This is a genomic window from Streptomyces sp. NPDC046985, from assembly GCF_040644415.1.
In the GTDB taxonomy this organism is placed as follows: domain Bacteria; phylum Actinomycetota; class Actinomycetes; order Streptomycetales; family Streptomycetaceae; genus Streptomyces.
This window is the reverse complement of the sequence record NZ_JBEYWK010000002.1, coordinates 421,868-445,957: the sequence shown is the minus strand read 5'-3', so window position 1 is coordinate 445,957 and position 24,090 is coordinate 421,868. Positions and strand designations below refer to the sequence as shown.

General features: G+C 72.7%; 22 protein-coding genes. 9 read left to right on the top strand and 13 right to left on the bottom strand.

The window, feature by feature from the left end; genetic code table 11:
* Positions 1 to 68: 68 nt before the first annotated feature.
* Positions 69 to 857, top strand: coding sequence for a hypothetical protein (locus ABZ861_RS04565; RefSeq protein WP_361623544.1), 789 nt, complete (start codon positions 69 to 71; stop codon positions 855 to 857).
* 272 nt (positions 858 to 1,129) lie between these two features.
* Here ABZ861_RS04565 and ABZ861_RS04560 read toward each other — a convergent pair whose 3' ends face one another.
* Positions 1,130 to 1,771 carry a response regulator transcription factor gene (locus tag ABZ861_RS04560; protein WP_361623541.1) on the bottom strand — a complete coding sequence of 214 codons (642 nt, stop codon included), beginning with the start codon at positions 1,769 to 1,771 and terminating at the stop codon, positions 1,130 to 1,132.
* The gene (locus ABZ861_RS04555) at positions 1,764 to 2,909 is read right to left on the bottom strand and encodes a GAF domain-containing sensor histidine kinase (RefSeq protein ID WP_361623538.1); all 1,146 of its coding nucleotides are present in this window, start codon (positions 2,907 to 2,909) and stop codon (positions 1,764 to 1,766) included. The genes ABZ861_RS04560 and ABZ861_RS04555 overlap by 8 nt, the downstream gene beginning before the upstream one ends.
* Positions 2,910 to 3,488: 579 nt before the next feature.
* Here ABZ861_RS04555 and ABZ861_RS04550 point away from each other — a divergent pair.
* Positions 3,489 to 4,193: a transglycosylase SLT domain-containing protein gene (locus ABZ861_RS04550; RefSeq protein ID WP_361623535.1), complete on the top strand. Its 705-nt coding sequence runs from the start codon at positions 3,489 to 3,491 to the stop codon at positions 4,191 to 4,193.
* Positions 4,194 to 4,334: 141 nt separating this feature from the next.
* Here the strand turns inward: ABZ861_RS04550 and ABZ861_RS04545 are convergent, their stop codons facing one another.
* A complete protein-coding gene (locus ABZ861_RS04545) occupies positions 4,335 to 6,947 on the bottom strand; it encodes an FHA domain-containing protein (protein ID WP_361623532.1) in 2,613 nt (870 codons plus the stop codon).
* 647 nt (positions 6,948 to 7,594) lie between these two features.
* Here ABZ861_RS04545 and serB point away from each other — a divergent pair.
* Positions 7,595 to 8,803, top strand: a complete 1,209-nt coding sequence (gene serB, locus ABZ861_RS04540; protein WP_361623529.1) for a phosphoserine phosphatase SerB — start codon at positions 7,595 to 7,597, stop codon at positions 8,801 to 8,803.
* A gap of 108 nt (positions 8,804 to 8,911) precedes the next feature.
* On the opposite strand, the gene ABZ861_RS04535 is transcribed toward serB, so the two are convergent.
* The 4 genes from ABZ861_RS04535 to ABZ861_RS04520 all read right to left on the bottom strand — a co-directional run bounded on the left by ABZ861_RS04535 (position 8,912) and on the right by ABZ861_RS04520 (position 11,699).
* The gene (locus ABZ861_RS04535) at positions 8,912 to 9,430 is read right to left on the bottom strand and encodes a histidine phosphatase family protein (protein ID WP_361623526.1); all 519 of its coding nucleotides are present in this window, start codon (positions 9,428 to 9,430) and stop codon (positions 8,912 to 8,914) included.
* 75 nt (positions 9,431 to 9,505) lie between these two features.
* Positions 9,506 to 9,715, bottom strand: coding sequence for a hypothetical protein (locus ABZ861_RS04530; protein WP_361623523.1), 210 nt, complete (start codon positions 9,713 to 9,715; stop codon positions 9,506 to 9,508).
* Between the two features lie 359 nt (positions 9,716 to 10,074).
* A complete protein-coding gene (locus ABZ861_RS04525) occupies positions 10,075 to 10,194 on the bottom strand; it encodes an SGM_5486 family transporter-associated protein (protein WP_361623520.1) in 120 nt (39 codons plus the stop codon).
* A 146-nt stretch (positions 10,195 to 10,340) separates the two neighbouring features.
* The gene (locus ABZ861_RS04520; protein ID WP_361623517.1) at positions 10,341 to 11,699 is read right to left on the bottom strand and encodes a CynX/NimT family MFS transporter; all 1,359 of its coding nucleotides are present in this window, start codon (positions 11,697 to 11,699) and stop codon (positions 10,341 to 10,343) included.
* A gap of 70 nt (positions 11,700 to 11,769) precedes the next feature.
* Between ABZ861_RS04520 and ABZ861_RS04515 the strand changes: the two genes are divergently transcribed.
* Positions 11,770 to 12,468, top strand: a complete 699-nt coding sequence (locus tag ABZ861_RS04515; protein WP_361623514.1) for an FCD domain-containing protein — start codon at positions 11,770 to 11,772, stop codon at positions 12,466 to 12,468.
* 255 nt (positions 12,469 to 12,723) lie between these two features.
* On the opposite strand, the gene fabI is transcribed toward ABZ861_RS04515, so the two are convergent.
* Both fabI and fabG read right to left on the bottom strand, forming a co-directional pair.
* Positions 12,724 to 13,491, bottom strand: coding sequence for an enoyl-ACP reductase FabI (gene fabI / locus ABZ861_RS04510; protein WP_361623511.1), 768 nt, complete (start codon positions 13,489 to 13,491; stop codon positions 12,724 to 12,726).
* A 5-nt stretch (positions 13,492 to 13,496) separates the two neighbouring features.
* Positions 13,497 to 14,201 (bottom strand): 3-oxoacyl-[acyl-carrier-protein] reductase, encoded by a 705-nt coding sequence (gene fabG, locus ABZ861_RS04505; RefSeq protein ID WP_361623508.1) that lies wholly within the window; start codon positions 14,199 to 14,201, stop codon positions 13,497 to 13,499.
* 454 nt (positions 14,202 to 14,655) lie between these two features.
* Here fabG and ABZ861_RS04500 point away from each other — a divergent pair, with 454 nt between their 5' ends.
* From ABZ861_RS04500 to tyrS, 3 genes are all read left to right on the top strand, one after another.
* Complete coding sequence (locus tag ABZ861_RS04500) at positions 14,656 to 16,179, top strand: TldD/PmbA family protein (protein WP_361623505.1); 1,524 nt, start codon at positions 14,656 to 14,658, stop codon at positions 16,177 to 16,179.
* The gene (locus ABZ861_RS04495; RefSeq protein WP_361623502.1) at positions 16,176 to 17,570 is read left to right on the top strand and encodes a metallopeptidase TldD-related protein; all 1,395 of its coding nucleotides are present in this window, start codon (positions 16,176 to 16,178) and stop codon (positions 17,568 to 17,570) included. The genes ABZ861_RS04500 and ABZ861_RS04495 overlap by 4 nt, the downstream gene beginning before the upstream one ends.
* Positions 17,571 to 17,704: 134 nt before the next feature.
* Positions 17,705 to 18,973, top strand: coding sequence for a tyrosine--tRNA ligase (tyrS, locus tag ABZ861_RS04490; protein ID WP_361623499.1), 1,269 nt, complete (start codon positions 17,705 to 17,707; stop codon positions 18,971 to 18,973).
* 256 nt (positions 18,974 to 19,229) lie between these two features.
* On the opposite strand, the gene ABZ861_RS04485 is transcribed toward tyrS, so the two are convergent.
* Entirely contained in the window at positions 19,230 to 19,517 is a 288-nt protein-coding gene (locus ABZ861_RS04485) for a GlsB/YeaQ/YmgE family stress response membrane protein (RefSeq protein WP_361623634.1), read from the bottom strand.
* 263 nt (positions 19,518 to 19,780) lie between these two features.
* Here ABZ861_RS04485 and ABZ861_RS04480 point away from each other — a divergent pair, with 263 nt between their 5' ends.
* Both ABZ861_RS04480 and ABZ861_RS04475 read left to right on the top strand, forming a co-directional pair.
* On the top strand, positions 19,781 to 20,200 hold the full coding sequence (locus ABZ861_RS04480) for a DUF3099 domain-containing protein (RefSeq protein WP_361623496.1): 420 nt from the start codon (positions 19,781 to 19,783) through the stop codon (positions 20,198 to 20,200).
* A 268-nt stretch (positions 20,201 to 20,468) separates the two neighbouring features.
* Positions 20,469 to 20,690 (top strand): hypothetical protein, encoded by a 222-nt coding sequence (locus tag ABZ861_RS04475; RefSeq protein ID WP_361623493.1) that lies wholly within the window; start codon positions 20,469 to 20,471, stop codon positions 20,688 to 20,690.
* A gap of 72 nt (positions 20,691 to 20,762) precedes the next feature.
* Here ABZ861_RS04475 and moaA read toward each other — a convergent pair whose 3' ends face one another.
* From moaA to ABZ861_RS04460, 3 genes are all read right to left on the bottom strand, one after another.
* The gene (moaA, locus tag ABZ861_RS04470; RefSeq protein WP_361623490.1) at positions 20,763 to 21,752 is read right to left on the bottom strand and encodes a GTP 3',8-cyclase MoaA; all 990 of its coding nucleotides are present in this window, start codon (positions 21,750 to 21,752) and stop codon (positions 20,763 to 20,765) included.
* A gap of 284 nt (positions 21,753 to 22,036) precedes the next feature.
* Positions 22,037 to 23,659: a cation acetate symporter gene (locus ABZ861_RS04465; RefSeq protein ID WP_361623487.1), complete on the bottom strand. Its 1,623-nt coding sequence runs from the start codon at positions 23,657 to 23,659 to the stop codon at positions 22,037 to 22,039.
* Positions 23,656 to 24,012: a DUF485 domain-containing protein gene (locus ABZ861_RS04460; protein WP_361623484.1), complete on the bottom strand. Its 357-nt coding sequence runs from the start codon at positions 24,010 to 24,012 to the stop codon at positions 23,656 to 23,658. The genes ABZ861_RS04465 and ABZ861_RS04460 overlap by 4 nt, the downstream gene beginning before the upstream one ends.
* Positions 24,013 to 24,090: the final 78 nt, after the last annotated feature.

Genomic DNA, 24,090 nt, shown 5'->3' with positions numbered 1-24,090 from the left:
CAGCCCTCACCGAATCTACGCCACCGGCCGGGCGGGGCGTTCCATCGGTCCGGTCCTAGGGTGGGGGCATGCTCTCGGAACCACGCGCTGGACGCCTCGCCGCTTGGGGAAACGCCCTTCTGGCCGGATTCGTCTCACCGGACGACGCCGTGCTCGCCATCGTGGGCGAGGACGCCGTGCACCGGGTGGAGGGGCTGCCCGGCGAGGGCGTCCCCGTCGGGCTCACCCTCGCGCTGGGGCGGCTGCGCTCGCTGGGCGCGGGCGCGCTGCGGGTGGCGCTGCCCGCGCCGGGGCATCCACTGGGGCTGAGCGGCCCGCCGGACTTCAACGCGCGAGCGCTGGAGGCCGGGGAGGCGGTGGTCTGCCACGGCGCCGCGTTCGGACTGGTGCCGGAGGTGCACGAGGCCGGCCCCGTGGGGGACGTGCACGCCGAGGTGGTGTGGCGGGTGCTCGCCGTGCGGGAGGCGCCGCCGGCCGACGTGCCCTCGCTGGGCGAGGCCGAGCGGGAGCTGGCGGAGGCGTTGCGGGAGGCGACGGGGGTGCTGTCCCGGCTGGACGTCGCCGGGTCCGGGCCGGTGGCGGAGGCGGCGGTCGCCGCGTACCGGGCGCGGGCCGAGCACGGCCGGGAGGTGCTGGCGCCGGGGTATCCGGCGCGGGCGGCGCGGGTGCTGGAGCTGGCGCAGCGCGTGGGCCTGCTGGTCTCGCTGGCGTATGAGAACGGTCACGGCGGCGCGGTGAGCGCGTCGGAGATGGCGGCGCGTCAGGAGGCGCTGCGCCCGGTGGAGCGGACGGCCCGGCGGGCGCAGGTGGCGGCGTACAACTCCGTGGTGGAGGAGCGGGAGAAGGGGACGCGCTGAGGGCCGGGCGCGTGGGGGCCGTACCAGGTGTCCTGGGCGCTGGTCGGAGCAGGTGTGCGGGGCGCGGGGACTTGCCCGGTCGCGCGGGGGGCTCGGGTCCGGCGTGCGGGGAGGTCGGCTCGGGTCCAGCGCGCGGGGCGGGGCGGCTCGGGTCCGGCGTGCGAGGCGGGGGGCTTGAGTCCGGCGTGCGGGGCGGGCGGTCCGGAGCCGTCGCTGACGCCGGGCGCCGCACGGTCGGTGGATGGATCAGCTCAGCGGATCAGGGCGGCGAGTCAGTCGGTCATCCCGTGGCGTACGGCCCACAGCGCGGCCTGGGTGCGGTCGGCCAGGTCGAGCTTCATCAGGATGTTGGACACGTGCGTCTTGACGGTCTTCTCTGACAGCACCAGGGCGCGGGCGATCTCCCGGTTGGAGCGGCCGTCGGCTATGAGGCCGAGCACCTCCCGCTCGCGCTCGGTCAGCGAGGTCCCGCGGCCCTGGCCGAAGGCGCCCTCGTCCTGGGCCAGCAGGGCGCCGGCGACCTCGGGCTGGAGCAGGATGTGCCCAGCGTGCACGGAGCGGATGGCGCCGGCGAGCGCGTCGGGGTCCACGTCCTTGTACACGTAGCCTGCGGCGCCCGCGCGCAGGGCGGGGACCACGGTGCGCTGCTCGGTGAAGCTGGTCACGATCAGCACCCGCGCGGGGTTGCCGAGTTCGCGCAGGCGGCGCAGCGCGTCGACGCCGTCCATGACCGGCATCTTGACGTCCATCAGGACGACGTCGGGCCGCAGTTCCTCGGCGTGGGCGACCCCTTCGGCGCCGTCCGCCGCCTCGCCGACGACCTCGATGTCCTCCTGGACTTCCAGGAAGGTGCGCAGGCCCCGGCGGACCACCTGGTGGTCGTCGACGACCAGCACCTTGATTGCGTCAGCCACCGGGGGCCTCCATCTCGATCACGGTGCCCTTGCCGGGCGCCGATTCCACGGTCAGCGTGCCGCCGGCGCCGGAGGCCCGGTCGCGCATGGAGACCAGCCCCAGGTGGCGGCCCGCGCGGCGGACAGTCCCCGGGTCGAAGCCCGCGCCGTCGTCCGCGACGCGCAGGACGGCGCCGCGGCCCCGGCGCTCCAGGGTGACGTCGACGTGCTCGGCGCCGGAGTGCCGCAGCGCGTTGTGCAGGGCCTCCTGGGCGACCCGGAGCAGGGCCTCCTCCTGGGCGGCGGGCAGGGCGCGGCAGCCGTGCGCGGTGAAGGTGACGCGCGCGGTGTGGGCGCGGTCGAGGACCTGTGTGTGGGTGCGGAGGGTGGCGACCAGTCCGTCTTCATCGAGGGCGGCGGGGCGCAGCTCCACCACGGCGGCGCGCAGTTCGTCGGCGGCCTCGGCCGCGAGCGCGGCGGCCTGCTGGAGTTCGCCCTTGGCGCGCCCCGGGTCGCGGTCGATCAGGGCGGCGGCGGCCTGGGCGGTCAGGCGCAGCGAGAACAGCTTCTGGCTGACGGCGTCGTGCAGCTCGTGGGCGAGGCGGGAGCGCTCCTCGGCGATGGTGAGTTCGCGGCTGCGCTCGTGGAGGCGGGCGTTGGCGAGGGCGATGGCGGCGTGCTGGGCGAGGATCGACAGCAGTTCCTCGTCCTCCTCGGTGAAGGCGCAGCCGCCCTGCGACTCGGGGCAGCGCTTGTCGGCCAGGAACAGGGCGCCGATCACCTCGTCGCCGTCGCGGATGGGCAGGCCGAGGAAGTCGGACATCTCGGGGTGGGCGGCCGGCCAGCCCCCGAAGCGGGGGTCCTCGCGCACGTCCGCCAGACGCTCGGTCTCGGCCTGGTGGAGCATCGCGGCGAGGATGCCGTGCTGGCGCGGGAGGGGGCCTATGGCGCGCCACTGCTCGTCGCTGACCCCGTCCACCACGAACTGCGCGAAGCCGCCGTGGTCGTCTGGGACCCCGAGGGCGGCGTACCGCGCGCCGAGCAGCTCCCGGGCCGAGGCGACGATCGTCTTCAGGACGTCGCGCACCTCCAAGTGCCGGCTCATGGCCAGCAGGGCGGCGCTCACGGCGGCGAGGCCGGACCGGGGACCTTGACTCATGTCCTCACGGTACCGGCGGGGTGTGACACCCGGATCGGCCCTGGCGACGGAGGCGCCTGGGGCGATGGACCTAGGCCGTCGGGCCCGCAGGCCCGGGTCGCCGTCCCCCGCCGGTCGCCCCATGGTGACGCGCCGGCTGGGTCCGGGGACCGCGCCCGAGGCGGCGGGGCCGGGCGCGTTCCTGCCGTGGCGGCGTGCCTCTGGCGCGAGTTCGGCGACGTGCACCTGCTTCTGCCGTGCCGAGACGCTCACACAGAGCGTTGCGAGGGCAACTTCCAGTGAGTTCGGGGCTTTCGCGATGTGAGGACGCGCATAGGGCGCACGTCACGTACGACCGGGCATAGGAGACACTTCGCCCGTAACGAACGGCCCGGACATACCGGTCTGTCCCGTTTTGTTAGTTCCTGATCCACTATGGTCCTTCGTACGTCACACCATTGCCAGCAGATTTTGCGGTCGCTAAGAATTGCTCTCGTCGCTCAGCGCCGCGAGTTCTCCGCTCGCGGCGTTTGTACGGGAAGGACCCCCTCCCGCAGTCCGGAGAGCGACCTCCGCGCTACCCGAAGAGGTCCATTCAGCATGCCCGCTCACATCAGCTTCCTTCGCCATAGTCGTTCCCTGACGAAGACCCACAAGATCGCCGTCGCCGGCGTCGCCACGCTCGGCGCCGCCGCGGTGGCCTTCGCCGCCGTCCCCGGCGACGGTCACACGAACGTCTCGTCCGTCACGCCCGTCCACGCTCCGGTCAAGGTCGGCGCGCAGCCCGCCAAGGACGCCAAGGACCTGAAGGACGTCAAGGCCAGCGTCACCAACCAGTTCGCCGGCGACAGCGTCAAGATCCAGGCCATAGAGGCCCGGCAGCAGGCCGCCGCAAGGCACGAGGCCGCCCACCACGCCAAGGAGGCCGCGAGCCGGTCCGCGCAGCGTCCGCAGATGCAGACGGTCGCCGCCACCACCAGCGTGGGCCACAACCTGGACGGCTGGATCCGCCAGTCGCTGGCCATCATGCGGCAGCACCACATCCCCGGCTCCTACAGCGGTCTGCACCGCAACATCATGCGGGAGTCCTCGGGCAACCCGATGGCCATCAACAACTGGGACATCAACGCCATCAACGGCATCCCGTCCAAGGGGCTGCTCCAGGTCATCCAGCCGACGTTCAACACGTACCACGTGTCGGGCACGTCGAGGAACATCTACGACCCGGTCGCCAACATCACCGCCGCCGCCAACTACGCGGCGCACCGGTACGGCACGATCGACAACGTGAACAGCGCCTACTGATCGCCCTCGAGGCCAGCGCGGACCTCTGACGGACGCGGAAGGGCGGTACCCCGCAACGGGGTACCGCCCTTCTTCTCTCCGCTCAGCCGCCGCGTCACCGTCCGCGCCGCGCGCAGGACGTCGCCGTCGGGCGCGGGGACGTCACTTGCGCATGACCTCCGGCTCGTGGCGGCGCAGGAAGCGCGCCACCAGGAAGCCGCAGAGGACGCCCAGGACGATCAGCGCGGCCATGTCCAGGCCCCAGGCCGAGGCCGCGTGGTTCCACAGCGGGTCGGTGCTGCCCGGATCGTCCGTGTTGGGCGCGATGTCGTTGAAGTTCAACGTGGCGCCGGCGGCGGCCACCGCCCAGCGCGACGGCATCAAATACGAGAACTCGTTGACGCCGACGGCGCCGTGCAGCGTGAACAGGCAGCCGGTGAACACCACCTGGACGATCGCGAACATCACCAGCAGCGGCATGGTCTTCTCCGCCGTCTTCACCAGCGAGGAGATGACCAGGCCGACCATCATCGCCGTGAAGCCGAGCGCCATGATCGGCAGGCACAGCTCGAACAGCGTCGCGCCGCCCAGGATCAGCCCCTTGGCCGGGATCCTGCGGCTGGAGAAGCCGATCAAGCCGACCAGCAGGCCCTGGGCCACGGTCACCAGGCCCAGCACCACCACCTTGGACATCAGGTACGCCGAGCGGGACAGGCCGGTCGCCCGCTCCCGTTCGTAGATGACCCGTTCCTTGATCAGCTCGCGGACGGAGTTCGCGGCGCCCGCGAAGCACGCGCCGACCGCCAGGATCAGCAGCACCGTGGTGGCCGTGCCGTTCGGGACGTGCAGTCCCGTCCTCGGGTTGATCTGCTGGTTGACCAGCAGGCCCCGGTCATGGTCGATGAGCAGGCTGACCGCGCCGAGCACCGCCGGCAGGATCACCGTCAGCGCCAGGAAGCCGCGGTCGGAGACGATCACCGACACATACCGTCGGACCAGGGTCAGCAACTGCGAGCCCCAGCCCTGCGGCTTGGGCGGCTTGACCGCCTGTGGCGGCGGCATGTGCGCGGACTGCGGCGCGACGGCGTCGAAGTCCGCGGCGTACATCTCGTAGTGCTGCGAGCCCTTCCAGCGGCCCGCCCAGTCGTAGTCGCGGTAGTTCTCGAAGGCGGAGAAGACGTCGGCCCAGGTCGTGTAGCCGAAGAAGTTCAGCGCCTCCTCCGGCGGGCCGAAGTAGGCGACGGCGCCGCCCGGCGCCATCACGAGCAGCTTGTCGCACAGCGCCAGCTCGGCCACGGAGTGGGTGACGACCAGCACCGTGCGGCCGTCGTCGGCGAGACCGCGCAGCAGTTGCATCACATCGCGGTCCATGCCCGGGTCGAGGCCGGAGGTCGGCTCGTCCAGGAAGATCAGCGACGGCTTGGTGAGCAGTTCCAGGGCCACCGAGACGCGCTTGCGCTGGCCGCCGGAGAGGGACGTGACCTTCTTGTCCTTGTGGACGTCCAGCTTCAGCTCGCGCAGCACCTCCTCGATCCGGGCGTCGCGCTCGGCGGCCGTGGTGTCGGCCGGGAAGCGCAGCTTGGCCGCGTACTTCAGGGCCTTCTTGACCGTCAGCTCCTTGTGCAGGATGTCGTCCTGCGGGACCAGTCCGATGCGCTGACGCAGCTCGGCGAACTGCTTGTAGAGGTTCCTGTTGTCGTAGAGGACTTCGCCCTGGTCGGCGGGCCGGTAGCCGGTGAGCGCCTTGAGCAGGGTGGACTTTCCGGAGCCGGACGGCCCGATGACCGCGATCAGCGACTTCTCCGGCACGCCGAAGGAGACGTCCTTCAGGATCTGCTTGCCGCCGTCGACCGTGACGGTCAGATGGCGGGCGGAGAAGGACACCTCGCCGGTGTCGACGAACTCCTCCAGCCGGTCGCCGACGATCCGGAACGTCGAGTGGCCGACGCCGACGATGTCCGTCGGGCCGAGCACCGCCGAACCGCCCTTGGCGATCGGCTGACCGTTGACATAGGTGCCGTTGTGCGAGCCGAGATCCCGGATCTCGAAGCCCTCGGGCGTGACGTGGAACTCCGCGTGCTGGCGGGAGACCTGGAGGTCGGAGACCACCAGGTCGTTCTCCAGGGCGCGGCCGATGCGCATCACGCGGCCCAGGGAGAACTGGTGGAACGTGGTGGGGCTGCGGTCGCCGTGCGCCGGTGGCGCCCCCGCGCCCTCACCGGGGCCCTGGCCCTGGTCTCGGCCCTGACCCTGGCCCTGGCCCTGCTGCGGGATCGACGGCGCGGACTGCGGGGCCGGGGCCTGCTGCTCCGCCCAGCCGGACTGCGCGGACTGCGCGGACTGCGCCTGGGCGGCGGGCTGCTGCCGGGCGGCGGAGGGCTGCGGCGTCTGGTGGCCCCAGCCGGGACTGGCGCCTTGCGCCGCGTACGGCTGCTGCTGAGGCTGGGGCTGGCTCCCGGCCTGCGCCGGGGCCGCCTCCGACGCGCCTGCCGAGACGTTCAGCCGCGGGCCGTCGACGGCGTTGCCGAGGAAGACCGCCGTGCCGGCGCCGAGGTCCGTCTGCTGGACCTTGAGGCCCTGCACATACGTGCCGTTGGTGCTGCCGTGGTCCTCGATGACCCAACCGCGGCCGTCGAAGCTGACCGTCGCGTGCCGCCAGGAGACCCTGGCGTCGTCGAACACGATGTCCCCCTGGGGATCGCGCCCCAGGGTGTACGTCCGGGACGGATCGAGCGTCCAGGTCCGTCCGTTGGTTTCCAGTACGAGTTCCGGCACTCCATGCCCCACTGAGTTGTCCCCCGAATAGCCCCTGTCGCAGGGAGTCTAGGGATGGCGAACATCGTGGGGAACTATTCCAGGCCCCGCAGCACGACCGAAAGCCGGGCCTTGTCATGAGTGCGTAACGCATGCTGTTACAGGGTGTGTTGACGGTGGTGGAAACCTGGGCGGAGGGGGGTATTTCCGTGCGAGCACGCCTTCCCGGAGTCCGGAGGCTCCCGAGATTCGCCGGGGCCGCCGGGGCCGCCGGGGCCGCCGGGGCGCCCCGATGTCGCCAGGCCGCCGAGGGTCGTCGGGGTGGTGCCGCCTCCCCCGAGGCCCGCGAGGCCGCTGAGGCCGCCGGAGCGATGGCGCTCCCCCCAGGTCCCGAAGCCGTCAAGGACACGTGAGGCCGCCGCCTCCCCAGGGTTGCCGGGTCCCCGAGGCCACCGTGCTCCCCCGATGCCTCGAAGCCGCCGAGGCCACCCGCCGCGGTCTCCCCAAGGCCGTCGCCTCTCCGGAGCCGCCGGGGCGGCGCGGGCGCCGTGGCTCCCGCGGCGCCCGGAGCGCCGCCGTTCACGGCCCCGCGCGCGGGTGGGATTCGCCGTCCGTCAGGCGGACGTGAGGGGCGGTCCGCGCGGGGTGCCGGATACGGTGGGCACACCATGAGCGCTTCGCAGAGTTCTGATGACCTCACCGTCCTCGTCAAGATCTTCGGGAAGGACAGGCCGGGCGTCACAGCCGGATTCTTCGACACCCTCGCCGCCTTCTCCGTCGACGTGGTCGACATCGAGCAGGTCGTCACCCGCGGCCGGATGGTGCTGTGCGCGCTCGTCACCCAGCCGGCCGCCGACCTGGAGGGCGACCTGCGGGCCACGGTGCATAGCTGGGCCGAGTCGATGAAGATGCAGGCGGAGATCATCTCCGGCCGGGGCGACAACCGGCCGCGGGGCCTCGGGCGCTCCCTGGTCACCGTGCTCGGCCAGCCGCTCACCGCGGCGGCCACCGCCCAGATCGCCGCCCGCATCACCGCAGCGGGCGGCAACATCGACCGTATCTTCCGGCTGGCCAAGTACCCGGTCACGGCGGTGGAGTTCGCGGTGTCCGGAGTGGAGACGGAGCCGCTGCGCACCGCGCTGGCGACGAAGGCCGCCGCACTGGGCGTCGACATCGCGGTCGTCTCGGCGGGTCTGCACCGGCGGGCGCAGCGCCTGGTCGTGATGGACGTGGACTCCACGCTCATCCAGGACGAGGTGATCGAGCTGTTCGCCGCGCACGCCGGGTGCGAGGACGAGGTCGCCGAGGTGACCGCGGCGGCGATGCGCGGGGAGCTGGACTTCGAGCAGTCGCTGCACGCGCGCGTGGCGTTGCTGGCCGGTCTGGACGCCTCGGTGGTGGACAAGGTACGCAGCGAGGTCCGGCTGACCCCGGGGGCGCGCACCCTGATTCGCACGCTGAAGCGGCTCGGCTACCAGGTCGGCGTCGTCTCGGGCGGCTTCACCCAGGTCACCGACGACCTGAAGGAACGGCTCGGGCTGGACTTCGCCCAGGCCAACACGTTGGAGATAGAGGACGGCAAGCTGACCGGGCGGGTCACCGGTGAGATCGTCGACCGGGCGGGCAAGGCGCGGCTGCTGCGCCGGTTCGCCGCCGAGGCGGGCGTCCCGCTGGCGCAGACGGTGGCCGTCGGGGACGGCGCGAACGACCTGGACATGCTGAACGCGGCCGGTCTCGGAGTCGCCTTCAACGCCAAGCCCATGGTCCGCGAGGCCGCGCACGCCGCGGTGAACGTCCCCTTCCTCGACACGGTGCTGTATCTGCTCGGGGTCACCCGTGAAGAGGTAGAGGCCGCCGACGCGCACGTGGAGGACTGACCGGGCCACCAGCCAGGCGCCGTCCCTAGCACTGGTGCTGTGCCGGGGGGTCCGCGGCGAGGCCCCGCGTCTGGGCGGGCGCAGGGTCTCGCCGCTCGGACGGCGGGGTCACTCCGACGGCGCCCAGTAGTCGCTCAGGGTGGCCGCGCCCGGCTCCAGGGTCTTCCAGGAGCCGTCGAACGTCAGGACGGCGAACGCGGCGGCCGGGAAGCCGCGGCGGTCCAACCGCTCGCGCACGTCGCCCTCAGCCGCCCCGGACAGCACTTCGACGAGCCCCTGCACGCCCGGGTTGTGGCCGATCAGGACGAGGGTGTGCACATCGTCCGGCGTCTCGTTGAGCAGCGCGATCAGCTCGCCGGGCGACGCCTCGTAGATCCGCTCCTCGTAGACGGTTTTCGGCCGGTGCGGCAGCTCGTGGACGGCGAGCTTCCAGGTCTCCCGCGTGCGGACCGCCGTCGAGCACAGGGCGAGGTCGAAGGGGACGCCGGCGTCGGCCAGTCTGCGGCCGGCGACCGCCGCGTCCGAGCGGCCACGCTCGGCGAGCGGTCGCTCGTGATCGGTCACCTGGGGCCAGTCGGCCTTCGCATGCCGGAAGAGGACAATCCTGCGGGGTTCTGCGACGCTCATGGCTCCCAGCTTCGCACGAAACAGGCCACGAGGCGCAGGGAGTTGACAGGGGTGTTCCGGGGAGGTCAGGCGTGGTCAGGCGCGTGCGACCAGATCCCGGACGTGCTGGAGAACCTGTGTGAGCGCGGGGTCGCCGGCCGCCGTATGGGCGCCCGACGGGTTCAGTATCAGCGCGAGCAGTGCGGCGAAGGCGAGGGCCGGGAGGGTCAGCGCCCACCAGGGCAGCCGGAAGTCGAGGCCGCCCGGGGTCGCCGGGCAGGACCGGGGGTGCGCGGGGACCGACATGCTCGCCTCCGTGGGTCTTCGAGGATCCTGGACAGGTCCTGCGACCGCCGCTCGCGGTCACACCTCGAAATTACGGAACCGGCGGCCTCCCGCCCATCCGGTGATCCACCCACTGAACCCTGACCCTCGCCCCCTAGGGGATGGGGGGATGTCCCTACCCCGGAGCACCCCAGCGCACCCCAGAACACGGAGCACAGGCCCAGAACGCCAGAGCCCGGCGAAGGTCGAGCGACCCGGGTACGTCCAGGTCCCCGTACGCTCCGGTCCCCGTAGGCTCGGGCCCCCGTACGCTCAGGTCGGCAGGACGCCCCGGCCAGCGGAACGCCCAGGCCGACGGAGCGCTCAGGTCCGCGGAGCGATCAGGGCGAGATGATCGTCGCGACGATGGCGATGACCACGAAGATGGCGAGGAACGCGCCGAAGACGATCAGCATCTTCTTCTGGCCGTTCGGCGGGTTCGGATCGAGCACAGGCTGCATGGGTCAAGTCTCGCACCCTCCGAGGGCGGCGGACGCCAGGGGGCTCCCCGCCGCGCGCCGCGCCCCGCCGCCCACGTGACCGCCGTCGCGCACACGGCCCCCGCCGCCCCTGCCGCCCGCACGCGGCCGAACACGGCCGACCGCGCTCAGCGGGCCGCCTCGTCCTCCACGGTGCGGTCGCGGCCCGCCAGGCAGCCCACCGCCATCTGCGGGATCATCAGGCAGGCCATGAGCCCGATGGGCAGGTCCCAGCCCCCGCTGCTCTGGTACAGCACACCGACCAGCAGCGGTCCCGGGATGGAGATCAGGTAGCCGGTGCTCTGGGCGAACGCCGAGAGCTGGGCGACGCCCGCGCTGGTGCGGGCCCGCATGCCGACCATGGTCAGCGACAGCGGGAACGCGCAGTTCGACACGCCGAGGAGCAGCGCCCAGGCCCAGGCGCCGGCGGCCGGGGCGAAGGCCAGGCCGGCGTATCCGGCGAGGCCGCACAGGCCGAGCGCGAGCACGATGGGCCCCTGGTGGGGCAGCCGACTGGCCACGCGCGGGATGACGAACGCCAGCGGCACGCCCATCGCCATGGTGACGGCGAGCAGCACCCCGGCGGTCCCGGCGGAGACGCCCGCGTCCCGGAAGATCTGCGGCATCCAGCCCATGGTGATGTAGGCGGCGGTGGCCTGGAGCCCGAAGAAGACGGCCAGCGCCCACGCGGTACGGCTCCGGGTGATCCGCAGCGCGGGCGCCGACGCCTGCGCCTGCGGTTCCGCAGGCCGCGGGCCGCGCGGGCCGTCCGGCGCCCGGTCGGCGGGCGCGGCGGACGTGCCGCGCTCGCGTATCAGCGGCAGCCACGGCAGGACGGCCACGACCGCCGGCGCCGCCCACACGGCCAGGCCCGGCCGCCAGCCGCCGAGCGCGTCGGTCAGCGGCACGGTCACCGCGGCGGCGACGGAGGTGCCGAGGGCGAGGGCCATCGAGTACAGGCCGGTCACGGGGCCGACCCGGTCGGGGAACCAGCGCTTGACGATCACCGGCATCAGGACGTTGCTGACGGCGATGCCCATGAGGGCGAGCGCGCTGGCCGCCAGGAAGCCCGCCGTGTTCCCGACGTACGGACGCACGAGGAGGCCGGCGGCGATGGCGACCATGCCCGCGCACACCACCGCGCCGGGGCCGAAGCGGCGGGCCAGCCGGGGCGCCGCGACGCCGAAGACCGCGAAGCACAGCGGGGGCACCGAGGTCAGCAGTCCGGCCACGCCGCCGCTCATCCCCAGCCCGTCCCGGACCTCCTCCAGGAGGGCGCCGAGGCTGGCGATGGCGGGCCGCAGGTTCAGGGCGGCCAGCACGATGCCGACCACGACCAGGCGCGTGACCCACGCGCGCGGGGCGGTCTCGCCGGGCGTCCGCGCCTCCTGCCGGTCCCCAGGGGTGGCGGTCGCGACCGGGGGGCGCTGCTGGATCGGGGGCGTCGTCGTCCGGGTGGTTTCCTCGCGTGCCATGAGACCCATCATAGAATGATGGGATGATTGACGGCCTACGGCCCGGAAGGCGGCTCCCGGGTCACGCGTGCGAAGGTGTGCCATGCCCTTGAGTCGAACCCGCCGGTCGGCGTTGTCCGAGCAGGTCATCGCGGCGCTGCGGAACCAGATCACGTCGGGTGAGTGGCCGGTCGGCGCCCGTATCCCGACGGAGACCGAGCTGGTGGAGCAGCTCGGCGTCGCCCGCAACACCGTCCGCGAGGCGGTCCGCGCGCTCGCCCACAACGGCCTGCTGGACATCCGCCAGGGCTCCGGCACCTACGTCAGGGCGACCAGCGAGCTGGCGGGCGTGATGCACCGCCGGTTCGCCGGGGCGGACCCGCGGCACATCGCCGAGCTGCGCTCCACGCTGGAGTCGGCGGCGGCGCGACTGGCCGCCGAGCGGCGCACGGAGAAGGACCTCAAGCAGCTCGACGCGCTTCTGGCGCGGCGCGAGGACGCGTGGGAGACCGGGGACGCGGAGGCGTTCGTGACCGCGGACGCGACCCTCCACCTGGCGGTGGTGGCCGCCTCGCACAACGACGTGATGACCGCGATGCACGCGGACCTGGGCGAGGTGCTGCGGGACTGGCTGCGCGCCGACGTCAGCGCGGGGCTGACCCCGGACACGCACATGGACCACACGCGCCTGGTCGACGCCATCCGGGCGGGCGACGCGGAGGCGGCCGGCGCCGAGGCCGCGAGCTACCCGTTCCTGTGCCGTGCGGCCCGGTCGGGGTTCGGCCCGCCCGCGCGGGACTGACCCGCCCGGCCGAGCGCGGCCCCCGTCCCGGCGGCGGCCGCGCTCGACGGGGGGGGCGAGCGCCGAGCGAGACGGTCGTATGGCATCCGCCCCTACAAGCCCTCTCGCCGGACGTGTGTGGGGCCCGCACACGTGGAGCCCGCACACGTGGGGCCCGCACACGGGCCGGGCGACGCCCATGCGCACGCGAAAGGCCCGCACCCCGGCGCGGCGGGACGCGGGCCTCGCAGAGCGGCCGCGGGGCGGCCGCCGCGCTCAGGCGCCGATGGCGTGCAGGCCGCCGTCCACGTGGACGATCTCACCGGTGGTCTTCGGGAACCAGTCGCTCAGCAGGGCGACGACGCCGCGCCCGGCCGGCTCGGGGTCCTTCACATCCCACTCCAGCGGGGAGCGGGTGTCCCACACGGAGGCCAGCTCGCTGAAGCCCGGGATGGACTTGGCGGCCATGGAGCCGAGCGGGCCCGCCGAGACGAGGTTGCACCGGATGTTCTGCTTGCCCAGGTCGCGGGCGATGTAGCGGCTGGTGGCCTCCAGGGCGGCCTTGGCCGGGCCCATCCAGTCGTACTGCGGCCAGGCGAAGGACGCGTCGAAGGTGAGGCCGACGACCGAGCCGCCGTTCTGCATCAGCGGCAGGCAGGCCATGGTCAGCGACTTCAGGGAGTACGCCGAGACGTGCATGGCGGTGGCGACCGATTCGAACGGCGTGTTCAGGAAGTTGCCGCCGAGCGCGTCCTGCGGGGCGAAGCCGATGGAGTGCACGACGCCGTCGAGGCCGCCCAGCTCCTCGCCGACGATGTCGGCCAGGCGTCCCAGGTGCTCGTCGTCGGTCACGTCGAGTTCGACGACCTTGACGGGCTTGGGGAGCTTCTTGGCGATGCGCTCGGTCAGCGTGGGCCGCGGGAACGCGGTGAGGATGACCTCGGCGCCCTGCTCCTGGGCCAGCTTGGCGGTGTGGAAGGCGATGGACGCCTCCGTCAGCACACCGGTGATCAGGACGCGCTTGCCCTCGAGGATTCCACTCATGGTGATCAGTGACCCATTCCCAGTCCGCCGTCAACGGGGATGACGGCTCCAGTGATGTACGCGGCGTCGTCCGAGGCGAGGAAGCGCACCGCGGCGGCGACCTCCTCCGCCTGCGCGTACCGGCCGAGCGGCACCTGCGCCATGATCGCCTCGCGCTGCTCGTCGTTGAGCGCCCGGGTCATGTCGGTGTCGACGAAGCCCGGGGCGACGACGTTGAAGGTGATGTTGCGCGAGCCCAGCTCACGGGCGAGGGAGCGCGCGAAGCCGACGAGGCCGGCCTTGGAGGCGGCGTAGTTCGCCTGCCCCGCCGAGCCGAGCAGGCCGACGACCGAGGAGATCAGGACGACGCGGCCCTTCTTGGCGCGGAGCATCCCGCGGTTTGCGCGCTTGACGACACGGAAGGTACCCGTGAGGTTGGTGTCGAGGACGGCGGTGAAGTCCTCCTCCGACATGCGCATCAGGAGCTGGTCCCGGGTGACGCCGGCGTTGGCGACCAGGATCTCGACCGGGCCGTGCTCGGCCTCGATCTCCTTGTAGGCCTGCTCCACCTGCTCGAGGTCGGTGATGTCGCACTTGACGGCGAGGAAACCGGCCGGCGGCTCACCCGACCTGTACGTGATCGCGACCTGGTCGCCGGCGTCGGCGAACGCGCGGGCGATGGCGAGGCCGATGCCCCGGTTGCCTCCGGTGACGAGAACCGAGCGGCTCAACGGATCACCCTTTCGTAGCGGTATCAAGCGTTCCACAGCACGCCCGGACGCCTCGGCGACGGCCGGTGAACAGGCGGCTTTCCCCGAAAACCTATCGGTCCGGCCGCGACGGCGGAGAATCGGGCACCGACAGTGGCTCCCCGCGCGCGCTGTCGAGTTCCTACAGAACAGGTGGCTTGCCCGCGCGACCGCTCGTCCGCCGGGGACTGTCGTGCGGCGCATTCGGCCCAGACCGTTTCACCCGGACCGGTGCGCTCCTGGACGCCCGAGCGGTCGGCCGTGGCCGCGACGAGGAGCAGCCCCCGGCCTCCCTCGGCGTCCGGGCCGCGTTCACCGGTGTCGCGGCGCGGAACTCGGGTGACGGAAGGGGCGTTGAACTGATACTCACGGGCGGGTGCGGGTGTCGATCTCGTGCCCGTCCGCTGCGTGGTCAACTGCCGAAGGGATTCCGCCCGTGCCCCAAGAGATCGATCCATCGTTCCAGGCGCTCCCCCTGCGCGCGCTCGCCGACGCCGCTCTCGCCCGCGCGCGGGCGCTCGGCGCCGCGCACGCGGACTTCCGGTTCGAGCGGGTGCGCAGCGCCTCCTGGCGGCTGCGGGACGCCCGCCCGGCCGGGTCGTCGGACACCACCGACCTCGGGTACGCCGTGCGGGTCGTGCACGGGGGGACGTGGGGCTTCGCCTCCGGAGTGGACATGACCATGGACGCGGCGGCCCGGGTGGCCTCGCAGGCCGTGGCGATGGCCAAGCTGTCCGCGAAGGTGATCGCGGCGGCCGGGTCCGACGAGCGGGTGGAGCTGGCCGACGAGCCGGTGCACGACGAGAAGACCTGGGTGTCGTCGTACGAGACCGACCCGTTCTCCGTGCCGGACGAGGAGAAGTCGGCGCTGCTCGCGGACTGGAGCGCGCGGCTGCTGGCGGCCGACGGCGTCAGCCACGTCGACGCCTCCCTGCTCACCGTGCACGAGAACAAGTTCTACGCCGACACCGCCGGGACCGTGACGACGCAGCAGCGGGTGCGGCTGCACCCGCAGCTCACCGCCGTGTCGGTGGACGAGTCGAGCGGGGAGTTCGACTCCATGCGCACCCTCGCGCCGCCGGCCGGGCGCGGCTGGGAGTACCTGACCGGGACCGGCTGGGACTGGGACGGCGAGCTGGAGCGGATCCCCGGCCTGCTGGCGGAGAAGATGCGGGCGCCCAGCGTCGAGGCGGGCGTCTACGACCTGGTGATCGACCCGTCCAACCTGTGGCTGACCATCCACGAGTCCGTCGGGCACGCCACCGAGCTGGACCGGGCGCTGGGCTACGAGGCCGCCTACGCGGGCACCTCGTTCGCCACGTTCGACGGGCTCGGCTCGCTGAAGTACGGCTCGGAGCTGATGAACGTCACCGGCGACCGTACCGCCGAGCACGGCCTGGCCACCGTGGGCTACGACGACGAGGGCGTGGCCGCGCAGTCCTGGGACCTGGTCAAGGACGGCACGCTGGTCGGCTACCAGCTCGACCGCAGGATCGCCCGGCTGACCGGTTTCGAGCGGTCCAACGGGTGCGCCTTCGCGGACTCCCCCGGCCATGTCCCGGTGCAGCGCATGGCGAACGTGTCGCTGCGCCCGGACCCGGCCGGGATGTCCACCGAGGATCTCATCGGGGGCGTGGAGCGGGGGATCTACGTCGTCGGGGACCGCTCCTGGTCCATCGACATGCAGCGCTACAACTTCCAGTTCACCGGGCAGCGGTTCTTCCGGATCGAGAACGGCCGGCTGGCCGGGCAGCTCCGGGACGTCGCCTACCAGGCGACCACGACCGACTTCTGGGGTTCGATGGCGGCCGTCGGCGGCCCGCAGACGTACGTCCTGGGCGGCGCGTTCAACTGCGGCAAGGCCCAGCCGGGCCAGATCGCGGCGGTCTCGCACGGCTGCCCGTCGGCCCTCTTCCGGGGCGTGAACATCCTCAACACCACGCAGGAGGCGGGTCGATGACCGCGCGTACGAACAAGCCGCACGAGATCGTCGAGCGCGCCCTCGCACTGTCCCGCGCCGACGGCTGCGTGGTGATCGCCGACGAGCGGTCCACCGCGAACCTGCGCTGGGCGGGCAACGCGCTGACCACGAACGGGGTCACGCGCGGGCGGACCCTGACGGTGATCGCCACCGTGGACGGCCGCGAGGGCGCCGCGTCCGGCGTGGTGTCGCGCTCGGCGGTGACCGCCGACGAGGTGGAGCCGCTGGTGCGGGCCGCCGAGGCCGCCGCGCGCGGCGCGGGACCGGCCGAGGACGCGCAGCCGCTGGTCACGGGCGTGCCGGAGTCCCCGGACTTCGCCGACGCGCCGGCCGAGACCTCCTCGGCGGTGTTCGCGGACTTCGCCCCGGCCCTCGGCGAGTCGTTCGCCCGCGCCCGAGCGGGCGGGCGCGAACTGTATGGCTTCGCCCACCACGAGATGGTGTCGACCTATGTCGGCACGTCGACGGGTCTGCGGCTGCGCCACGACCAGCCGGACGGCACGCTGGAGCTGAACGCCAAGTCCGCCGACCGCGCCCGCTCGGCGTGGGCGGGGCGGGCGACCCGGGACTTCAAGGACGTCGACCCGGCGGCCCTGGACGAGGAGCTGGCCGTGCGGCTCGGCTGGGCGCGGCGGCGGGTGGAGCTGCCCGCGGGCCGGTACGAGACGCTGCTGCCGCCCTCCGCGGTCGCGGACCTGCTGATCTACCAGACGTGGAACGCCTCGGCGCGGGACGCGGCCGAGGGGCGGACGGTCTTCTCCCGGCCGGGCGGCGGCACGCGCGTCGGCGAACGGCTGAGCGGGCTGCCGCTGACCCTGCGCAGCGACCCGGACGAGCCGGGCCTGGAGTGCGCCCCGTTCGTGGTCGCGCACTCCTCCGGCGGCGACGAGTCGGTGTTCGACAACGGGCTGCCGGTGCGGGCCACGGAGTGGATCGGCGGCGGCGAGCTGCGCCGTCTTCAGACCACCCGGCACACCGCGGCCCTGACCGGGCTGCCGCTCGCCCCCTCGGCGGGGAACCTCGTCCTGGACGGCGGCGGCGACCGGTCGCTGGCCGACATGGTGTCCGCCACCGAACGCGGGCTGCTGCTGACCTGCCTGTGGTACATCCGCGAGGTGGACCCGGCGACGCTGCTGCTGACCGGGCTGACCCGGGACGGGGTGTACCTGGTGGAGAACGGCGAGGTGACGGGCGAGGTCAACAACTTCCGGTTCAACGAGTCGCCCGTGGGCCTGCTGGGCCGGGCCGCCGAGGCCGGACGGACCGAGAGGACGCTGCCCAGGGAGTGGAGCGACTGGTTCACCCGGGCCGCGATGCCCCCGCTGCGGGTCCCGGATTTCAATATGAGCTCTGTCAGCCAGGGCGTATAACCTCGTAGGCGGCTGTCACCCGACTGGCCCGGAACCGCCGGCGGCGCCGACGGGACCGCGGACCGGACCGGGCCGCGTCGGAGGCGGTGCGGTCAGGTCGGATCAGACGAGATCATCTAGGAGACGCGAGAACCGTGACGGACATCGTCGACGAGCTGAAGTGGCGGGGGCTGTTCGCCCTGTCCACTGACGAGGACGCTTTGCGCAAGGCGCTCGCGGACGGTCCCGTCACGTTCTATTGCGGCTTCGACCCGACGGCGCCGTCCCTGCACGTCGGACACCTGGTGCAGGTGCTCACGGTGCGCCGCCTCCAGCAGGCCGGCCACCGGCCGCTGGCGCTGGTCGGCGGCGCGACGGGGCTGATCGGCGACCCCCGCCCGACCGCCGAGCGCACGCTGAACGCCCCGGAGACGGTGGCGGGCTGGGTGGACCGGCTGCGGGCGCAGATCGAGCCGTTCCTGTCCTTCGAGGGCGAGAACGCCGCGGTCATGGTGAACAACCTGGACTGGACGCAGAACCTCTCCGCGATCGAGTTCCTGCGCGACATCGGCAAGCACTTCCGCGTCAACAAGATGCTCACCAAGGACTCGGTGGCCCGCCGTCTGGAGTCCGACCAGGGCATCAGCTACACCGAGTTCAGCTACCAGATCCTCCAGGGCATGGACTTCCTCCAGCTCTACCGGCGCCACGGCTGCACGCTCCAGCAGGGCGGCAGCGACCAGTGGGGCAACCTCACGGCCGGGCTCGACCTGATCCACCGCCTGGAGCCGGACGCGGGCGTGCACGCGCTGGCGACGCCGCTGATGACCAAGGCGGACGGCACCAAGTTCGGCAAGACCGAGGGCGGCGCCGTCTGGCTCGACCCGGAGATGACGACGCCGTACGCGTTCTACCAGTTCTGGCTGAACGTGGACGACCGGGACATCTCGCGCTACCTGCGGATCCTGTCCTTCAAGTCCCGCGAGGAGCTGGAGGAGCTGGAGGAGCAGACCCTCCAGCGGCCGCAGGCCAGGGCCGCGCAGCGCGCACTGGCGGAGGAGCTGACGACCCTGGTGCACGGCGCCGGCCAGACCGACGCGGTGGTCGAGGCGTCCCGGGCGCTGTTCGGCCAGGGCGACCTGGCCGCGCTGGACGAGCGGACTCTGGCCGCGGCCCTGGCCGAGGTCCCGCACGTCACGGTCGACGCGGCCGCCTCGGTGGTCGACCTGTTCGCCGAGGTCGGCCTGGCGCCCAGCAAGTCGGCGGCCCGCCGCACGGTCAAGGAGGGCGGCGCCTACGTGAACAACGTCAAGGTCACCGCCGAGGACGCCGTCCCCGCCGCGGAGGAGCTGCTGCACGGCCGCTGGCTGGTGCTGCGCCGGGGCAAGAAGAACCTGGCCGCCGTCGAGGTCACCGGGGGCTGAACCGGCTGGGCGCTGTGTGACCGGGTCCTGTCCGGCAGGGCACCGTGTGGCCGGGCGCCTGCCTGCCGGGGGCCGACCGGCCGCGCGCCTGCCTGCCGGGTGCCGACCGGCCGGGCGCCCGCGTGCCAGCCGGGCGCCTGCGGCTGAGCCGCCGTAGCAGCACGTGCCGCGGGGCCTTCCCGGGATATTCCGGGGAGGCCCCGCTGTTCGTTCGGAGGGTGTGCTGAGGGTGTATCCCCCGCGTCCGTCGCATCCGTCAGGCGCGTTCCCGGAGTCTCCGCTTGTCGCCTCGCAGCGCCGTGTAGGTCATGTCGCCGAGGAACACGATGATGAGCGCGGCCACGAGCTGGAAGGCGTGCCGGGTCCAGTCGATGCCGCGCGTCTCCGCGACGCCCGCCGCCCGCGCGGCCGCGTTGCCGACGAGGGCGCCGAGGATGCCGAAGACCGTGGTCAGCCACAAGGGGCTGTGCTGTTTGCCGGGAACGACGGCCTTGGCGATCAGGCCGAGGACGAGACCCACGATGATCGCCCACAACCAGCCCATGGCGGCCTCCTCGTCCGACGACGTGAGCATTATCAGACAGTCTCGGCCGGGCGGGCGGGCGCCGCACGTCGGACGACCGGCGGATGCCGCCGCGCCCCGGCAGCGGGCGATTCGTCCGCGCAGGCGGGGGCGCTCCGGGCCCGCGGGCGGGCGGTGCCCCGGTCTCGTCGGCGCGGGGGGCGCGGCGTACCGTGGTGATGCGGGCCGGGTGAGGCGGCGGCGGTACGGAGACTTCTCTCCCGAGGGCGAACGGTGGAAGTGCGATGCGGAAGCAGCATGGCGGCAAAAACGTCCAGGTGTTCCATATCACCGGCGCCCGGACCGGTCTCCAGGACGACGTCCGCACGCGGCAGCGCCGTTACGTGATCTCGATGGCGATCCGCACGGTGTCGGTGCTGCTCGCGGTGCTGCTGTGGAACGTCGAACGGTACGTGGCGATCGTCGCGCTGGTGCTCGGCGCGGCACTCCCGTACATCGCGGTGGTGATCGCCAACGCGGGCCGGGAGAACGCGCCGAAGCTGCCCTCGACGTTCGTCACCGTGCCGACCAAGCCGATGATCAGCGGGCCGCAGGCCGCGGAGGACGGTTTCGCCGGCGCCGCGCCGCAGGACGCGACGGGCGGTCCGGCGCAGGGCGCCGCGGGCGCGGCTGGTGGGGCGCGCGAGCCGCGCGAGGGCGTCTGACCGCTGGTGCGAGGTTCCGGTCGCGTACCCCATGCGGCGGCTGGGCGGAACCTCAGATAATGCTCAGATCAATCATGAAGTTCCAGTGCCGGGCGGCGGGTGTCCCGTGACATACTGCCTACGCGCTCCGCATCCCCCGTCGGAGCGACAGACCGACGCCGGGCAGCTCCCCCCGTGGCTGCTCGGCGTCGCCTTGTGCGCCGCGCCGCCGGTGCGCGCGAAAGGCGTGCGGTGACATAGCGTGCCGTGGCTGTGAGACGGAAGACCCGTGACTGACGAGACCGCCCCGATCTGCTCCGCCAAGGGCTGCCGCGCCGCCGCCGTCTGGGTGCTGGCCTGGAACAACCCCAAGATCCACACACCGGAGCGGCGCAAGACGTGGCTGGCGTGCGAGGAGCACCGCGAGCATCTGTCGCAGTTCCTGGGGGTGCGGGGGTTGCTCAAGGACGTGGTCCCGTTCGCGCAGTGGCAGGCGCCTGACGGGGCCTGACGGCCGCCCGGTTCTACGACTGTTCGGCTGGACGGCGCACCCAGCGGTCCCGTGCCCGGCGGTCCGCCCGGTTCAGCCGCCGATCGCCGACATCGGCCGCTGCGGCTGGAGGAACGACGGGTCGTCCAGGCCCGAGCCCGCCTTCTTGCCCCACATCGCCCGCCGCCACATGTCGGCTATGTCCTCGTCGGACGCGCCCGAGCGCAGGGCGGCCCGCAGGTCGGTCTCCTCTGTGGCGAACAGGCAGGTGCGGATCTGGCCGTCGGCGGTGAGGCGGGTGCGGTCGCAGGCCGCGCAGAACGGGCGGGTGACGGAGGCGATGACGCCGACGCGGTGCGGGCCGCCGTCGACGATCCAGCGTTCGGCCGGGGCGGAGCCGCGCTCCTCGGCGCCCTCGGCGGTCAGCTCGAAGCGGGTGCGCAGGGAGGCCAGGATGTCGGCGGCGGCGACCATGCCCTCGCGCTTCCAGCCGTGCTGGGCGTCCAGGGGCATCTGCTCGATGAAGCGCAGTTCGTAGTCGTGCTCCACGGCCCAGGCCAGCAGGTCGGGGGCCTCGTCGGCGTTCAGGCCCGGCATCAGCACCGAGTTGACCTTCACCGGGGTCAGTCCGGCGTCGTGGGCGGCGCGCAGGCCCTCCATGACGTCCTTGTGGCGGTCCCGGCGGGCCAGGGTCTTGAAGACGTCCGGGCGCAGGGTGTCGAGCGAGACGTTGACCCGGTCCAGGCCGGCCGCCTTCAGCGCGCTCGCGGTGCGCTTCAGGCCGATGCCGTTGGTGGTGAGGGAGGTCTCGGGGCGGGGCGTCATGGCCGCGACGCGCTCCACGATGCCGACCAGCCCGGGGCGCAGCAGCGGCTCACCGCCGGTGAAGCGCACCTCGGTGATGCCCAGCGAGGCGACCGCGACGCCGATCAGACGGACGATCTCGTCGTCGGTGAGCAAGTCGGGCTTGGACAGCCATTGCAGGCCCTCCTCGGGCATGCAGTAAGCACAGCGCAGATTGCACCGGTCGGTGACCGAGACCCGCAGGTCGGTGGCCACCCGGCCGTAGGTGTCGATGAGCACGTGGGCCCCCTCCCTCGTGGATGCTCCGTCGTCTGCCGTCACTTGTGAGCCTACGCGACGGCGCCGACAGCGCCAGCGGCCCGATCCCACGAGGCGGGGGCGGCTGCGTCGCGTAGGCCCCGCTCGCCGTGCTGCGGCCGCCCCCGGCGCACACGTCAGGCCCCCGCTTGGGCCCTGGGCGGGGCCGGTCGCGGGGGCCTGGGGCGGGTCGGTGCGCTCCGGCGCCGGTCAGTGCGCGGAAGTGCTGGTCAGTGCGGCAGTGCCGGTCAGTGCGGCAGTGTCGGTCAGTGCGCGCCGGTGCCGGTCAGGGACCGCACCTCCAGTTCCGCGTACTTCCCGGCGTCCGGGGTCTCCTTGGACAGGAGGGTGCCCGCGACGCCCAGGAGGAAGCCGACCGGGATGGAGATCAGGCCGGGGTTCTCCAGCGGGAACCAGTGGAAGTCGACGTCCGGGAACATCGACGCGGGCGTGCCCGACACCACCGGCGAGAACAGCACCAGGCCGACGGCGGTGACCAGGCCCCCGTAGATCGACCACAGGGCGCCCGAGGTGGTGAACCGCTTCCAGAACAGGCTGTAGAGGAGGGTGGGCAGGTTGGCGGAGGCGGCGACCGCGAAGGCGAGGGCGACCAGGCCGGCCACGTTCAGGTCCCGGGCGAGGGCGCCCAGCAGGATGGAGACGGCGCCGATGCCGACGGTGGCCCAGCGGGCGGCCCCCAGTTCCTGTCTCTCGGTGGCGGCGCCTTTCTTGATGACGTTGGCGTAGATGTCGTGGGCGAAGGAGGAGGATGAGGCGAGGGTCAGGCCCGCCACCACGGCCAGGATGGTGGCGAAGGCGACCGCCGAGACGCCCGCGAGCAGCAGGGCGCCCCAGTCGGAGTGCACGCCGCCGAGATGCAGGGCGAGCAGGGGCGCGGCCGTGTTGCCCGCCTTGTTGGAGGCGGTGATCTCCGTCGGCTTGATCAGGGCGGCGGCGCCGAAGCCGAGGGCGAGGGTCATCAGGTAGAAGGCGCCGATCAGGCCGATCGCCCAGATCACCGAGGTGCGGGCGGCCTTGGCGGTCGGCACCGTGTAGAAGCGGATCAGGATGTGCGGCAGGCCGGCGGTGCCGAGCACCAGGGCGAGGCCGAGCGAGAGGAAGTCCAGCTTGGTCGTGCCGGTGGCGCCGTACTTCAGTCCCGGCTTGAGGAAGGCCGAGCCCTTGCCGCTGGTCTCGGCGGCCCTGCCGAGCAGGTCGGACACGTTGAAGTCGAACTTCAGCAGCACCAGGAAGGTCAGCAGCAGGGCGCCCGCTATCAGCAGCACGGCCTTGACCATCTGCACCCAGGTGGTGCCCTTCATCCCGCCGACGGTGACGTACACGATCATCAGCACGCCGACCAGCGCGACGATGCCGATCTTGCCGCCGTCGCTGGTGATGCCGAGCAGCAGGGAGACCAGCACGCCCGCGCCCGCCATCTGGGCCAGCAGGTAGAAGATCGACACGACGATGGTGGAGACGCCGGCGGCGGTGCGGACGGGGCGCTGGCGCATGCGGTAGGCGAGGACGTCGCCCATGGTGTAGCGGCCGGCGTTGCGCAGCGGCTCGGCGACCAGGAGCAGGGCGACCAGCCAGGCGACCAGGAAGCCGATGGAGTACAGGAAGCCGTCGTAGCCGAACAGGGCGATGGCGCCGGCGATGCCGAGGAAGGACGCGGCGGACATGTAGTCGCCGGAGACGGCGAGGCCGTTCTGGAAGCCGGTGAACTGCCGTCCCCCGGCGTAGAAGTCGGCGGCGTCCTTGGTCTGCCGGCCGGCCCAGACCGTGATGACGAGGGTCGCGGCGACGAGGACCGCGAACAGGATGACGATCAGCGTCCGGTGCTCGCCGGCCGGTCCGGCCGCCAGCAGCGTGTGCGCGCGGTTCATGCGCCGCCCTCCATCCGGGACTTGACGGCCTGCGCCTTGGGGTCGAGCCGGGCGGCGGCGTGCCGCGCGTACCACCAGGCGATGAGGAACGTGGTGAGGAACTGGGCGAGGCCCATCACGAGGGCGACGTTGACGTTGCCGATGAGCTTGGCGCCCATGAAGCCGCCCGCGTAGTTGGACAGCAGCACGTAGAACAGGTACCAGGCGATGAAGGCGACGGTCAGCGGGAAGGCGAAGGAGCGGTGGGTGCGGCGCAGTTCGCCGAATTCGGCGCCCGCCTGCACGGCGGCGAACTCCTCGGCGGTGGGGAGGGGCGCCTGCGTCTTCGAGGGTGGCGTTGTCTCGGCGGCCACGTCGGTCTCCTCGCGTTGACGGCTGGGTGGCTGGGTGCGGACAGGGCGTTGGGGATCAGGACTGCCTCGGGGCCCCCG

Coding starts and splice junctions, on each gene's coding strand:
- ABZ861_RS04495 (WP_361623502.1), top strand. CDS start 16,176: ATGACCGCGCGTACGAACAAGCCGCACGAGATCGTCGAGCGCGCCCTC.
- ABZ861_RS04550 (WP_361623535.1), top strand. CDS start 3,489: ATGCCCGCTCACATCAGCTTCCTTCGCCATAGTCGTTCCCTGACGAAG.
- ABZ861_RS04480 (WP_361623496.1), top strand. CDS start 19,781: ATGCGGAAGCAGCATGGCGGCAAAAACGTCCAGGTGTTCCATATCACC.
- ABZ861_RS04485 (WP_361623634.1), bottom strand. CDS start 19,517: ATGGGCTGGTTGTGGGCGATCATCGTGGGTCTCGTCCTCGGCCTGATC.
- ABZ861_RS04535 (WP_361623526.1), bottom strand. CDS start 9,430: ATGAGCGTCGCAGAACCCCGCAGGATTGTCCTCTTCCGGCATGCGAAG.
- serB (WP_361623529.1), top strand. CDS start 7,595: ATGAGCGCTTCGCAGAGTTCTGATGACCTCACCGTCCTCGTCAAGATC.
- ABZ861_RS04520 (WP_361623517.1), bottom strand. CDS start 11,699: ATGATGGGTCTCATGGCACGCGAGGAAACCACCCGGACGACGACGCCC.
- ABZ861_RS04465 (WP_361623487.1), bottom strand. CDS start 23,659: ATGAACCGCGCGCACACGCTGCTGGCGGCCGGACCGGCCGGCGAGCAC.
- ABZ861_RS04530 (WP_361623523.1), bottom strand. CDS start 9,715: ATGTCGGTCCCCGCGCACCCCCGGTCCTGCCCGGCGACCCCGGGCGGC.
- ABZ861_RS04515 (WP_361623514.1), top strand. CDS start 11,770: ATGCCCTTGAGTCGAACCCGCCGGTCGGCGTTGTCCGAGCAGGTCATC.
- ABZ861_RS04565 (WP_361623544.1), top strand. CDS start 69: ATGCTCTCGGAACCACGCGCTGGACGCCTCGCCGCTTGGGGAAACGCC.
- fabI (WP_361623511.1), bottom strand. CDS start 13,491: ATGAGTGGAATCCTCGAGGGCAAGCGCGTCCTGATCACCGGTGTGCTG.
- ABZ861_RS04555 (WP_361623538.1), bottom strand. CDS start 2,909: ATGAGTCAAGGTCCCCGGTCCGGCCTCGCCGCCGTGAGCGCCGCCCTG.
- ABZ861_RS04525 (WP_361623520.1), bottom strand. CDS start 10,194: ATGCAGCCTGTGCTCGATCCGAACCCGCCGAACGGCCAGAAGAAGATG.